A 12406-nucleotide genomic window follows, 5' to 3' on the forward strand; every position below is an offset into this window, starting at 1 on the left:
CAGTTTTGGAAACTTTATGCCGTTTTAGTCTTTTCTTCCTTCTTTTTGTAAGGTGGTACTAGTCCAGCTAATTTCATCAAATTAAACTTAGTTTGCTTATATACAGCTTTAGCATGACTAAATTCTTTGAAACCATCATATCCATGATAAGACCCCATACCGCTCGGACCAACTCCACCAAATGGAAGATCTTCCATTTGAATGTGAGAAATAACATCATTGACTGTAACCCCTCCAGAAGTTGTATTATCTAAGACATAATCTTTTTCAGTATCATCGTTTCCGAAATAGTACAAACCTAATGGTCTATCTTTACTATTAATATATTCCACAGGTTCTGATACATCATTATAAGTTTTGATAGGCAGTACAGGACCAAATATCTCTTCTTGCATAATTTTCATATCCTCAGAGGGATTCAAAACTAAAGTTGGAGGGATTTTATGATGAGGTTGTTGAGAAAAATCTTCATTGGAAGGATTTATTTCAACAATATCTGCTCCTTTTTCTTTAGCATCATCTAAATATCCTTGAATCCTGTCGTAATGACGTTGATTTATTATAGATGTAAAGTCATCATTATCTTTCATTTCAGGGAACATCTCCGAAGTAACTTCTACACTAGCTTTGACAAATTCATCTACTTTTCCTTCTGGTACTAATGCGTAATCTGGAGCTAAGCATATTTGCCCTGCATTCATTGTCTTACCTTGCATGACTCTTTGTGCTGTATCTTTAATTTTTGCATCTTTACCTACAACTACTGGCGACTTTCCTCCTAGCTCTAATGTTAGAGGTACTAAATTTTCAGAGGCGGCCTTCATAACATGTTTTGCTATGGACGTCCCTCCGGTAAAGATCAAATGATCAAAAGCTAGACCACTAAACGCCGCTCCTACTTCAGCATCTCCCACAAATACTGCCATTTCAGCTTCATCAAAGTACTCTTCAACCATCAATTTTAGAAGATCTGAAGTAGCAGGTGTTAATTCTGAAGGTTTATGCATGACTCGATTACCAGCAGCAATAATTCCTGCAAGTGGAGCAAGAGCAAGATTCATTGGGAAATTCCAGGGACTGATAGCCCCAACGACACCTTTGGGCTGATATCTAACTTCAGCTTTAGCGCCTAACAAAGAAAGTGCAGATCCCAAAGGAGCAATTGCAGCTTTTCTTTTTTCTGTGCGCATCCATTTCTTTAAGTTCTTTTTGGCATGCTCCATGGGACCAACAACTGAAGCAACTTCTGTAACTGCTGACATCATAGAATCTCTATTACCAAAATCTTGATTAACAGTTTCTATAATCTGTTTGTCATATTTATTAACCATAGCAATGACTCTATCAAGACGATCTTTTCTTAAGTTTATTTCTGGTGCACCCTCTTTAATATTTAAGCTTTTTTGCAACTCCAAAACACGATGCATTTCGTTGATTGTTTCAGTACTCATAATTTCTCCCTTCTTTTGTTTTACTTAGACAGACCTTTTAGCCTTATCTTTCTCATTAGTTTTTTTAATACTATCTCTTATTGCTTCCCAATCTTCATCTTTCATAGATGCCAAAGCTCTATAAAAGGTTCCTCCAGTCAAATATTCTGCTCCATCTATAGCAATTGTTTGTCCGTTGAGGTAGTTACAACCATCAGACATCAAAAAGGTAGCAAGGTTCCCTAATTCTTCCATCTCACCGACTCTCCCCATCGGATTTTGACTATAACTTCCACTTGAATCAGATGAAGCTTCCTCAGGACTTTGACCTGGAGAAAGTCTTGCCCAAGCTCCTTCAGTCGGAAATGGACCAGGAGCGATCGCATTTATTCTTATTCCTGTCTTCCCCCATTCAGTAGCTAATGATTGAGTCATTGCATGGATACCACTTTTTGACATTGCTGATGGAACTGTAAAGGCTGAACCGGTCCAAACCCATGTTGCAAGTATAGAAATGATATTTCCGCCCATACCCAGTTCAAGCCACCTTCTTCCTACTGAGTGAGTAACATAGAAAGTCCCGTGAAATACAATACTAGCTATAGCATCAAAACCTCTATGTGAAAGGTCTTGTGTTCTTGAAATAAAATTCCCTGCAGCATTATTTACCAATCCATGAATTGGTCCTTCTTCAAAAATATCATTTATAGTGTTATCTACATCCTGAGCTCCCCTAATATCTAAACCGTAACACTTAACACTACCACCATTTTCATCCATTAATTCTTTTGCAGTGTCTTCTAATACTCCTACTCTTCTTCCGCATATAAGAACTTCGGCACCGTATTTTAAGAAATATCTAGACATTTCCTTACCCAATCCAGAACCACCCCCAGTAACCAATATTCTCTTTCCCTTTAGTAAGTCTTCTTTAAACATTAACTCTCCTCATTTAATAAATACACTATAACAAATATTAGACAATTAGCCCTATTGGGGTTTATTGGGAGTTTTCAAATACTTCCAAATTTCTGTCTTCCTTGTAATTTTTATCTCTTATCCATTTGTGGCGTTTATTAAAAAAAATAAAGATGCTAGCTAAGAACATTAATGCGGCACCTAAAAGGTAAGGTAAAGATGGATTAAGCATATAAAGAGGCATAGAAATTAATGGAGAAATAACGTGTCCAATTGGAATCACCATTCCTAAAAAACCTCCTGCTATTCCTTGATATTCTTTGCCTACAGATAATGATAAAGAAGATGATATACCCGGTCCCAACATGCCTCCTCCAAGACCATAAAAAAATAGACAAATATATACTTCCACTAATGTAGAGCTATATGCATACCCCAAAAGAGCAAAAAAATTAAGGATAACACCTAATCTTACTAAAGATCCAGGTGAGGTTTGAAGTCTATCTGCTATAACCAATTGCCCATTTAATACGCCTAATGCCGAAAGCATAAAACCAATGCTAGCAAGAGCTATATAGTTCTCTGAAGAGGGAGTTATGACGTCTTGGAAAAAAAATGAAGAAGTTTGTACTAAGGCAGCATTAGATATACCAAATCCTGCTGATATAATTAAAAAGGGCCAGACTCTGGCATCAAACAAAGTGAGCTTTTTGACCTTTTTCTCTTGGATAATCATTGGGGGAGTTTTTTGTAAGGAAACAAAAATAATTACTATGAACGCACCCATAGCAAAAAAGAAGAACGGAGCAGTATAAGATATTAATAAAAGTAAACCTGCTACCGCAGGACCTAGTATCCTACCCATTGAAAATCCTGAATCAAGTCTAGCAAATGCTCTACTTCTTACTTCAATAGAGCTTATATCAGCTACCCATCCTCCAGATGAGGGTCTGGTTGCGCTCCCGAAGATACCATTCAGTAGTCTCGCAGAAACCAACAAAATAAATAAAAAAGTACCTGTCAACAAGCCGCTTTGTCCTAGTGAGATTGTAAAACTAAAAAGTATCAAAGAAATTGCAAAACCTGAAAGACCAACGATAACTATTTTTTTTCGTCCAATAGAATCGCTTAATGATCCCCATATAGGACTTAGAATCATCCAAGCTAATGCTGAAGTGGCAAAAATTGAACCTATTTGAATTTCATTTAAACCAAGATCTCGTGCAATTGGAGGAATAGTAATAAAGACTATAGATTGTCCTGCTCCAACGCAAAGCAAACCTGCAGCAAGAATCCAAATAGTTTTAGGCAGCTTTTCAAGCACTTTACTCATACGTAATTATGAGTAAAAAAATCTTTTTATTGATAACGTCTTTGAGGACATACTCATAATAACTTGTAAGGCTATGCGACCATTCATGCTCATAAACAGAAGCTTCTTGAGATGAAGAATTGAAAGTCAGACATTTCTTTAAAAAATATGGTTCAGACTCATTATTAATTATTGTATCCAATAATTTTTTTACATTAGTAAGTTCTTTTTTACCAATTGGAGGGCAAGACCATTTTGGAGTACTTACTACCTGAATAATCTCCTCTCTTAAATGAGAATTTGTAATACTTGTAAAGTCATCGTCTTTGATGCTATTCAATAAAAATGGACCATGTTTATCAACACTCCTTTGACTGAAATGATCAAAAAACATTTCTTGGTAGGCTTGCGAATTAACCAAAGTATGAAAAAAAAATTTGTTTGTCATTTTAAATAATTCAGGATCTACTGATAAAGGGATCAGTCTTAGAAGTCCATGGTCATGCAGACGAATGTTGAAATGCTGTTCCTTAACTAACTTAAAATTTTCACTTAAAGATGATACTTTCAGAGTGTCCATTAAAACCCTCTAATACCTACAGAATTCCTTATATCCTCTATGAGTGGTGTTGAGACCTCCAATGCTTTATTGGCTCCTTCTTTTAAAACAGACTCAACATAATCTCTATCTTTTATTATCTTTAGATATTCTTTTTTATAAGAAGACAAAAATAAAGAAAGGTTATCAAAAAGATACGTCTTTGCATCTCCCCAGCCAATGCCTTCCTCGTACATTTGCTGAAAGCTCTTTACATCGTTTTCTTTCGCGATAGCTTTAAAGATCGCAAAAATATTACAATCTGTAATATCTTTTGGAACTCCTGGTTCAAGAGAATTAGTCTTGATCTTCATAATCGTCTTTTTCAAGGAACCTTCATCAGAAAAAATTGGAATCGTATTGTTATATGACTTACTCATCTTTCTGCCATCTATTCCAGGTAATACTCCAGTAAGTTTACTTATCTTTGCTTCAGGAGGTGTTAATAAGTCTCCGTAGTGATGATTGAACCTGAGTGCTATGTCCCTAGTCATTTCAATGTGCTGTTTCTGGTCTTGTCCAACCGGTACTATGTCTGCACCGAACATCAATATATCTGCGGCCATCAAAATAGGATAATTAAATAAACCCATGGTTATTCCTTTATCCACATCCTTTGCTCCACTCATTTCATTATCTGATACGGCTGCTTTATAAGCATGAGCCCTGTTTAAGAGTCCTTTTGATGTTAAACAGCCAAGTATCCAAGCTAATTCAAATATATGAGGAATATCAGATTGACGATAAAAGGTCACTTTTTTTGGATCGAGTCCACAAGCCAGCCAACATGCAGCTATTTCAAAACTTGATTCATGAGTGAGCTTAGAATCTGAGTTTTTTATCAATGAATGATAATCTGCTAAAAACAAAAAAGAAGAAGTGTCATTACCTTTACTTGCTTCAATTGCAGGAAGTATTGCACCAACTAGATTACCTAAATGCGGCGTGCCGCTTGTTGTAATTCCTGTTAAAACTTTTTGTTTTACTGTCACTTAATCTCCGACAAACATTCTAACCCAAGTTAATAATAAAATACTTGATAAGTGTATTCCATTTATTATTATTCTTGTTTGGTATGGCTAGAATATTCTTGGCACTTACGCCAGATAAAGACTTAAATGATCAGATAATTGAGCTTAAGAAAGATCTAAAAAACAATGTCTTAAGTGAAGCTGACATATCATGGCAAAAAAACAGCGATCATCATTTGACCCTCAATTTTGTGGGTTCTATGGAACCCGAACAGATTGAGGAGATGTATCAAGGTTTAACTGAAATAAACTTTATGAACCATCTACAAATTCAAATAACTAATGTAAATTTTTTTCCGAATGAGGATAGTCAATTATTAGTAGCGGTTATAAAACCTACAAATCAAATTCATAAGCTATTTGAGAGAATTGATGAGGTAGTAACAAGAATAGGGTTTGGTTCTTCACTTAAAACATATAGACCTCATATAACTTTAGGTAGATTCAAAGATAAAGATAGACCTCAATATTCCTTTGAAGATTTAGGTGAGATTCAAATTAGCTCGCGCGTAAACAAGCTCGATGTATATGAAAGCGAATTTGATGAAGGAAAAACAAATTATCAACTATTGAAAAGCTTTGAATTTTAGAAGTCGAAGTTGAAGGGCCCAGCGCGGGTTTCTCACTGTGTGGCCGATACCCATTTCAGCTCACAATTTGTTAACCAAGTTAACTTTTTCACCCTTCTTCTTCTGTCCATTTTCTTCCTGATTTGGGTCTCGAGGTCCAATTCTTTCCGAAATATGTCCTGACGAAAAATTTAACAAATTTAAATCTTAATGCAAGTAAATTTTTTTTAAATATTTATCTACCTAGTCTTTTAAACCAATCATCAGTATTTCTTTCTTCAAAAGAATTTATAAAGTTAAATATTTCGTTCAATGAATCTGATACGAATAACTCTTCTTGTGTAGTTTCAGGTAAGAAACCTTCTTCAACAGAGAACTGGGTGAATTCAAATAGCTTTGAATAATATCCTTCAACATCGAAAAGAATTATTGGTTTTGAATAAATGCCCAATTGATTCCAAGCTAAGGCCTCAAAAAATTCTTCCCATGTGCCCACTCCTCCAGGCAAAGAAATGATTGCATCCGAAAGCTCAGCCATTCTGGCTTTTCTATCATGCATTGATGGAACAATTTCAAGAGAGGTGAGATTTTTGTGGCCCACTTCTACGTCATGTAGTCTTTCAGTTATTACTCCTGTGACTGTTGCACCTCCTTCTAAAGCTGCATCAGCAACAATTCCCATCAATCCTTTGCTTCCTCCACCATAAACCATAGAAAATTCTCGATTAGCTATTTCTAGACCTAGATCTTTCGCTCTCTTAGAATAGGATTCCCTAACTCCTTTTGCAGAACCCGCAAAAATACAGATACTTTTCATAATTCCTTACTTTACAATAATTATATAACTTATAATTGAGAGAATGGATAAGTTAAGAATTGATATTGTATCTGATGTTGTCTGTCCTTGGTGCGTCATAGGTTTCATAAATTTGCAAAAAGCAATGACTCAACTAAGTCCTAAAGTTGAGTTTGAAATAAACTGGAAACCATATGAACTTCACCCTGAAATTCCTGAAAACGGATATGACAAAAAACTTTATATGCAACAAAGGTTTGGTGATTTGTCAGGTAAAGCCTCTCCTTATAAACAAATTGAGAAAATAGGAAAATCTCTTGGATTTGACTTTAATTTTTCTAAATCTGAACGAATTCCAAATACTTTCAATGCTCATAGACTTTTATGGAAGGCTAGAGAATTCGGAATACAAACAGAGCTCTCGGAAGCTCTTTTTAAATGTTACTTCACAGAAGGTAAAGATATTGGATCTAAGGAAGTACTTTTGGAAGTGGCCACAAAGGCAGGTATGGATTCCAAAATGATACAATTATTTTTAGATTCAAAAGAGGGTGGCCAAGAAACAGCTGATGAGGAAATGAATTTTATTGAGAAAAGCATTGGGGCTGTCCCAACATACTTCATCAATGAAAAATATATTATTCAGGGCGGTCAAGAACCCGAAACCTTCGTTTCTTTTCTTAATAAAATACTGATCAAAGAAAAACAAAATGAGGTTTCTGGATAAAAAAAATATCAATGCTGCAATAGTTGAAAAAGAGGTTTTTCCTTTCTTTCACACTGAAAATGCATTTATCAAGAGTCTAGACCCTGAGCATATCATTGACGACTTTCCAAATATAACTTCTGGAGGCAGTTATCCTGTGAATGATCTGGTTGCAGGGCCTCTGAAAGAACTGGTTGCAGAGCTTGAGGGAACAGAATTTAAAAATATCTTAGAGAATAAATTGAATGTTGATCTCACAGACGCACAAGTAATTACAACTTTAAGAGGATTTTCAAGATTGAAGGATGGACAAATACATACAGATTCAAAAACAAAAATACTTACAGTTTTGCTTTACTTAAACCTAAATTGGGATAGTCATATTGGAAACCTTAGATTATTAAATGAAAACAATAATTTAAATAATTATATTAAAGAGATTTCTTCTAGTTTCGGTAATTTAGTTGCTTTTAAAGTTACTGAGAATTGTTGGCATGGTTTTGAGCCCTTTGAAGGTAAAAGGCTCTCCATTCAATTGAATTACGTATATCCAGACGCCCTAAAGACGCATAGTTTAAGGCACACAGTAAGCTCTTTTTTTAAGAAGTTAACTCCTAGGAAAAAAATCTGAAAGTTCTAATTATTAAGCTTACTTCCATGGGCGACTTGATGCATGCCCTTCCTGCTATAACAGAAGCAAAAGATCAAATTCCTAATATAATTTTCGATTGGGTAGTAGATAAAAATTTTAGTTCAGTGCCTAACTGGCACCCTGCTATCAATAAAACTATTGAAACGAACCATCGTCAATGGAAAGTAAATCCCTTCTCTGCTCAATCTAGAGATGAAATAAAAAGAGTTATTAAGACCATTAATGATGAAGACTATGATCTTATAATAGATATGCAAAATAATCTCAAAAGTGCATTTATATCTCTCTTGTGTAAAAAATCTGTGATCGGAATGGATGCGAAAAGTTCCAGAGAATTTCCCGCACATTTGGCTTACAAAAAAAAGGCGTCTATTTCAAAAAAATTACATGCAATTGAAAGGCAAAAAAATCTTTTATCTTTCGCTTTAAATTACGAATCAGATTTATCCAAGCATGATTATGGTATAGAAAAAACAAATTTTCTTAAATCTAAAATAGACTTACCTAGCAATTATGCTATTTGTGTTCAAAATGCAAGTTGGCCAACTAAGCAATGGCCTATTAAGTATTGGAAAGAATTAATTACAAAATTACCACAAGATCTGAGTTTAATATTTCCTTCCGGCAATCAAATGGAACTCCAAAGAGCTGAAGAAATATGCAATGTATCATCAAAAGCAATGGCTTTAGATTTATTACCATTGAATGAAATTGCTTATCTTGTTGATCAAGCATCATTTGCAATATGTTCTGATACTGGACTTGCACACCTATCTGCAATTACAGAAACGCCTTCACTTACTCTTTATGGACCAACCAAAACTAGTTTGATCGGTACATATGGTATTAACCAGAATCATTTGGTAGCAAATAACTCTGATATGGAGGATATATCGGTTAGTGAGGTTTTAACCGAACTGAAAGAACTTAATCTTATTTGATTGTCTAATTAGATGATTTTGCTGCTTTAATAGCATCTTTAAGAGTATACTTTTTATTTAGATCTTTTTTACTTGAATGAGGCGATAATTCACCTACTCGAATATATTCTCCCGCATCAAAAGCTTCTCTAAAATGCTTAATACTTCCAAAGGATTCATTAATTCGACCTGAAGCTCCCATTCCAAATCCCTCAATAGTACCGCCATAAGTCGCAGCTTGCATTCCCATTCTATGCAAAAGTTTAGGACTAGCACTCTTTATTATTTCTGGATCAACAGAAATAATCCAATTTTCCTGAGAGCGCATCCAAGATTTAACATTAGACATTGCTGCAACAAATCGTATTTTGTCTGTTTTATTGACTCCAGTTCCATGAAGTAACCTTCCGTCGAACAGCATAATAGTTCCTGCTTTTGCTTCTAGATTTATAGCAGGATTAAGTTTGCCGACCTTTCCATTACTTCCTGCTTTAATTATATTTTTATGACTACCAGGGATTATTAACGTGCCCCCATTATCTTCATTTACATCTTGAGGAATATAAAGTGTATTGACGAGAGCAGGAGCATCTTCGGTGATCCACGGAGATAAAGGACTTTGATCTAAATGCAAAACTTGTGGGTAAAATCCTTTCTCGGCACCATTGGCTAAAAAACTATGACATATCCATCCATCACCTAAAGTTTCATTGAGAAATTTCTCTATCAAAATTCCTGCTTGAACTGCATCTGTATCTTGTTCGATACATTTTCTAAATACTTCACCTTTGTTTATAAGAGTATGAACATATTGCCCAGAGGGAGTCATACTTTTTACGCCAGCTAACTTTTCGCCTTCGGCTTGCTCAAGAAGTCTCTCCATGAATATTCGACACTGATCTTGAGACATACCATCTTCGATAAGTGCATATCCCCATTTCTTAAAATCTTTTCTAATTTGTTTTATTTCTTTTGTTGGCGAAGGAAGTTTTTTTGTCTTCCAAAAGGGATGTTTTCGTCCTACTGTAGTATCCCAATATTGACCATCAAATTTTAAAGGGTTTTTAAAGTCAGGCGGTCTAAGCCAAGGATTATTTGTAAAAATTGAAGTATAAGGTTCCTTCGAATCCAAAAAATCTTTAAAAAGTCTATCTTCATCTGGTGATGATTTTTCTATATAAGATTTTGTAAATTCTTTAATTTCCATCACAATTCAGAGATCAAGTTGCTTAATGAACGAACTAAATTCTGACTTCTATCGGCACCTAAAGCGCCTTCTTCCATCAGACAAGGGGTATAACCAAATGATACATGCTTATTTGTATCGGCAATAGACATTGAGCCTCCCCAACCTGCCCAAAAACAGGCTCCTTCTTCAAGATATCCCATCCAACTTACATTTTCTATAGGTAGGCCAAAACCAATACCCCATCTTAGTGGCTCAACAAGTACAAGATCATTTCCCCTCACTTGCTCCTCTAGAGCGAATTTAATTAAGTCTTCAGAAAAAATTCTTTTTCCTTTATAAGCGCCTCCGTTAGCCATCAGAGCCATTGATTCAGCGATAGACCTGCCGTTACCATGACCTCCCGCTGCAGGTATTTCTGCTCTACGCCATTCTGAAGTATTGGCATCAGGAGCAGTAATAATTCCGTTAGTCATTACTTTCTGCATTACCGAGCCCTCTTCTAATTCAAATAAATCTTCTGGATTGGTTTCAACTGCTTGATGAATTTCTGCAACCCTTTGGTGATGTTCATCTCCAAGTCCAATATGAAAATCAATATTTAAAGGTTCCGCTATCTCTTCCCTAAAGAAGTTACCAACAGTTTTTCCTGAAATTCTCTTTATAATTTCGCCCATTAGATTGCCTACTGATATAGCATGATATCCAACAGCACTTCCAGGTTCCCACCAAGGTTCTTGAGTCTCAAATAAAGCAGCAACTTTATCTGGGTCATAAAGATCATGTCCTGCAACCGGCTCATCCCATCCTGGCAATCCTGAAGAATGGCTCATTATATGGCTCACCAGAATATTCTCTTTTCCATTTTGAGCGAATTCTGGCCAATATTCTGCTACCGGAGTTGAGAAGTCCAGTTTTCCCTGATCAGCAAGTACATAAGCTGCAAGCGATGTAGCATTTTTTGTACTGGAAAAAACATTAACGATAGTATTCTCTTCCCATGGAAGCGACTGAGATTTGTCCCTAGTACCAGCCCATATATCAATGACTATCTCACCTTCATAGGTAAGTGCTAAAGATGAACCTATATCAAGACCAAGCTCAAATTGTTTTTTATAACAGTCTACAATTGATTCAAATTTTTCATCATATCTTCCTTGAATTTCCATTTATTTTTCCTCGTTTAGTTTTGTATCTGGTAATTTTCCATATGCTCTTTCCATATTTGGATCATTTTTAGTTAATTTCTTAAGTGGCTTCCATAATTCAGCATGTAAAGTAGGTGCCAATCTGAGATCTTCCTGCATTGTATTAGAGTCCTTGGTAATAAATTCATCTCCTCCGAAGAATGATTGAGCATATTCAAGTTGTTTTGGTGTTAAAGGAAGATCTATTGGTTCTGACTTACCTCCCAAAAGAGATGCTGCTAAAAATGCATGTGCCTCTTTAGTGCGCTCTTTCATACTTAATCCTACATGATCTGCCCAACGCACTAAATGATATTCATGACGAATATCATTATCCCAAAAGACCCGATGTAAAAACTCGGCTCCATCGTGAAGTTGTATAAAATCTTCATCACCTACTTCAAGATAAATATCTAAACCACTTTTCTTTATTCTTTCTGCATTATTTATTGCAATGTTTGCAGGATTGTCTTTCATGAAGTTTTGAGGATCAAATGGCTTCCCCCAAACATCTTCATAAATTTGCAAAGGAGTCCACCAAGAATTTCTTTTATGTGGTTCTTTAGGAAAATTCAATATTGGCATAATTGCCGGTTCCATAGGAGCTATGGCCTTAAAACGTTCTGGATTTTTTAAACCTATCTTTAAACTTCCATAACCCCCCATAGAAATACCTGTCATCAAAGTATGCTCGGGTTTTATGGAAACTCCATACATCCTTGAAGCCCATAATGGTAGTTCGTCAGTTACAAAAGCTTCCCATGTCCCATGATAGTAACTTATTCTTCCTGATGAAAACGAAACCACTACCATTGGTGGCAAGATACCTTCATCAAACATTTCTTGATAAGTAGCTGCTTGTCTTAAAAGATTATCTCTAGTTCCTCCACCTCCATGAAGATTAATTAGTAGAGGAAGATTCTGTGTATTCCCTTCAAAACCAGGTGGGAGAATAACTGAAACAGGAACTATCTCATTACGAATTTCTGACTTAACATCATGGAGTTGAGTGATGACTTTTTTATTAATCTCTTGCTCACCTGAACAAGAGATTAATAATAAAATGAGTATAGATACAAAATTCCTAGTCATTTAAGAATC

13 protein-coding genes are annotated in these 12406 nt (G+C 35.5%); 4 read left to right on the forward strand and 9 right to left on the reverse strand.

From position 1 onward, the window contains the following. Positions 1-14 precede the first annotated feature (14 nt). From M9C83_04215 to trpS, 5 genes are all read right to left on the reverse strand, one after another. A complete protein-coding gene (locus M9C83_04215; GenBank protein ID URQ65865.1) occupies positions 15-1451 on the reverse strand; it encodes a coniferyl aldehyde dehydrogenase in 1437 nt (478 codons plus the stop codon). 24 nt (positions 1452-1475) lie between these two features. Next, complete coding sequence (locus M9C83_04220) at positions 1476-2369, reverse strand: SDR family oxidoreductase (GenBank protein ID URQ65866.1); 894 nt, start codon at positions 2367-2369, stop codon at positions 1476-1478. Between the two features lie 61 nt (positions 2370-2430). Further along, positions 2431-3681, reverse strand: coding sequence for an MFS transporter (locus M9C83_04225; GenBank protein ID URQ65867.1), 1251 nt, complete (start codon positions 3679-3681; stop codon positions 2431-2433). Next, on the reverse strand, positions 3674-4240 hold the full coding sequence (locus M9C83_04230; GenBank protein ID URQ65868.1) for a hypothetical protein: 567 nt from the start codon (positions 4238-4240) through the stop codon (positions 3674-3676). Before M9C83_04230 ends, M9C83_04225 begins: the two co-directional genes overlap by 8 nt. Beyond that, entirely contained in the window at positions 4240-5250 is a 1011-nt protein-coding gene (trpS, locus tag M9C83_04235) for a tryptophan--tRNA ligase (protein ID URQ65869.1), read from the reverse strand. The genes M9C83_04230 and trpS overlap by 1 nt, the downstream gene beginning before the upstream one ends. 83 nt (positions 5251-5333) lie before the next feature. On the opposite strand from trpS, the gene thpR reads away from it, so the two are divergent. Then, positions 5334-5879 carry an RNA 2',3'-cyclic phosphodiesterase gene (thpR, locus tag M9C83_04240; protein ID URQ65870.1) on the forward strand — a complete coding sequence of 182 codons (546 nt, stop codon included), beginning with the start codon at positions 5334-5336 and terminating at the stop codon, positions 5877-5879. A 214-nt stretch (positions 5880-6093) separates the two neighbouring features. On the opposite strand, the gene M9C83_04245 is transcribed toward thpR, so the two are convergent. Further along, a complete protein-coding gene (locus M9C83_04245) occupies positions 6094-6675 on the reverse strand; it encodes a TIGR00730 family Rossman fold protein (protein URQ65871.1) in 582 nt (193 codons plus the stop codon). 43 nt (positions 6676-6718) lie between these two features. On the opposite strand from M9C83_04245, the gene M9C83_04250 reads away from it, so the two are divergent. The 3 genes from M9C83_04250 to waaC are packed head-to-tail and all read left to right on the forward strand — an operon-like array spanning position 6719 to position 8953. Further along, complete coding sequence (locus M9C83_04250) at positions 6719-7381, forward strand: DsbA family oxidoreductase (GenBank protein URQ65872.1); 663 nt, start codon at positions 6719-6721, stop codon at positions 7379-7381. Continuing rightward, entirely contained in the window at positions 7365-7991 is a 627-nt protein-coding gene (locus tag M9C83_04255) for a 2OG-Fe(II) oxygenase (GenBank protein URQ65873.1), read from the forward strand. The genes M9C83_04250 and M9C83_04255 overlap by 17 nt, the downstream gene beginning before the upstream one ends. A gap of 38 nt (positions 7992-8029) precedes the next feature. Continuing rightward, positions 8030-8953 carry a lipopolysaccharide heptosyltransferase I gene (gene waaC / locus M9C83_04260; GenBank protein URQ65874.1) on the forward strand — a complete coding sequence of 308 codons (924 nt, stop codon included), beginning with the start codon at positions 8030-8032 and terminating at the stop codon, positions 8951-8953. A 4-nt stretch (positions 8954-8957) separates the two neighbouring features. Here the strand turns inward: waaC and M9C83_04265 are convergent, their stop codons facing one another. Genes M9C83_04265 through M9C83_04275 form a run of 3 tightly spaced genes read right to left on the reverse strand, consistent with a single transcriptional unit; the run spans position 8958 to position 12397 of the window. Continuing rightward, complete coding sequence (locus M9C83_04265; protein ID URQ65875.1) at positions 8958-10139, reverse strand: phytanoyl-CoA dioxygenase family protein; 1182 nt, start codon at positions 10137-10139, stop codon at positions 8958-8960. Then, on the reverse strand, positions 10139-11287 hold the full coding sequence (locus M9C83_04270; GenBank protein URQ65876.1) for a beta-lactamase family protein: 1149 nt from the start codon (positions 11285-11287) through the stop codon (positions 10139-10141). Before M9C83_04270 ends, M9C83_04265 begins: the two co-directional genes overlap by 1 nt. Next, positions 11288-12397: an esterase family protein gene (locus tag M9C83_04275; GenBank protein ID URQ65877.1), complete on the reverse strand. Its 1110-nt coding sequence runs from the start codon at positions 12395-12397 to the stop codon at positions 11288-11290. It abuts the gene before it with no gap. Between the last annotated feature and the right edge of the window lie 9 nt (positions 12398-12406).

The organism is SAR86 cluster bacterium (genome assembly GCA_023703575.1).
GTDB lineage: Bacteria > Pseudomonadota > Gammaproteobacteria > Magnimaribacterales > Magnimaribacteraceae > Magnimaribacter.

Bases quoted from the DNA above. Each gene is read 5' to 3' on its own strand.
- thpR (URQ65870.1), top strand. From the start codon at position 5,334: ATGGCTAGAATATTCTTGGCACTTACGCCAGATAAAGACTTAAATGAT.
- M9C83_04275 (URQ65877.1), bottom strand. From the start codon at position 12,397: ATGACTAGGAATTTTGTATCTATACTCATTTTATTATTAATCTCTTGT.
- waaC (URQ65874.1), top strand. From the start codon at position 8,030: ATGCATGCCCTTCCTGCTATAACAGAAGCAAAAGATCAAATTCCTAAT.
- M9C83_04270 (URQ65876.1), bottom strand. From the start codon at position 11,287: ATGGAAATTCAAGGAAGATATGATGAAAAATTTGAATCAATTGTAGAC.
- M9C83_04255 (URQ65873.1), top strand. From the start codon at position 7,365: ATGAGGTTTCTGGATAAAAAAAATATCAATGCTGCAATAGTTGAAAAA.
- M9C83_04250 (URQ65872.1), top strand. From the start codon at position 6,719: ATGGATAAGTTAAGAATTGATATTGTATCTGATGTTGTCTGTCCTTGG.
- M9C83_04215 (URQ65865.1), bottom strand. From the start codon at position 1,451: ATGAGTACTGAAACAATCAACGAAATGCATCGTGTTTTGGAGTTGCAA.
- M9C83_04220 (URQ65866.1), bottom strand. From the start codon at position 2,369: ATGTTTAAAGAAGACTTACTAAAGGGAAAGAGAATATTGGTTACTGGG.
- M9C83_04245 (URQ65871.1), bottom strand. From the start codon at position 6,675: ATGAAAAGTATCTGTATTTTTGCGGGTTCTGCAAAAGGAGTTAGGGAA.
- M9C83_04265 (URQ65875.1), bottom strand. From the start codon at position 10,139: ATGGAAATTAAAGAATTTACAAAATCTTATATAGAAAAATCATCACCA.
- M9C83_04230 (URQ65868.1), bottom strand. From the start codon at position 4,240: ATGGACACTCTGAAAGTATCATCTTTAAGTGAAAATTTTAAGTTAGTT.
- M9C83_04225 (URQ65867.1), bottom strand. From the start codon at position 3,681: ATGAGTAAAGTGCTTGAAAAGCTGCCTAAAACTATTTGGATTCTTGCT.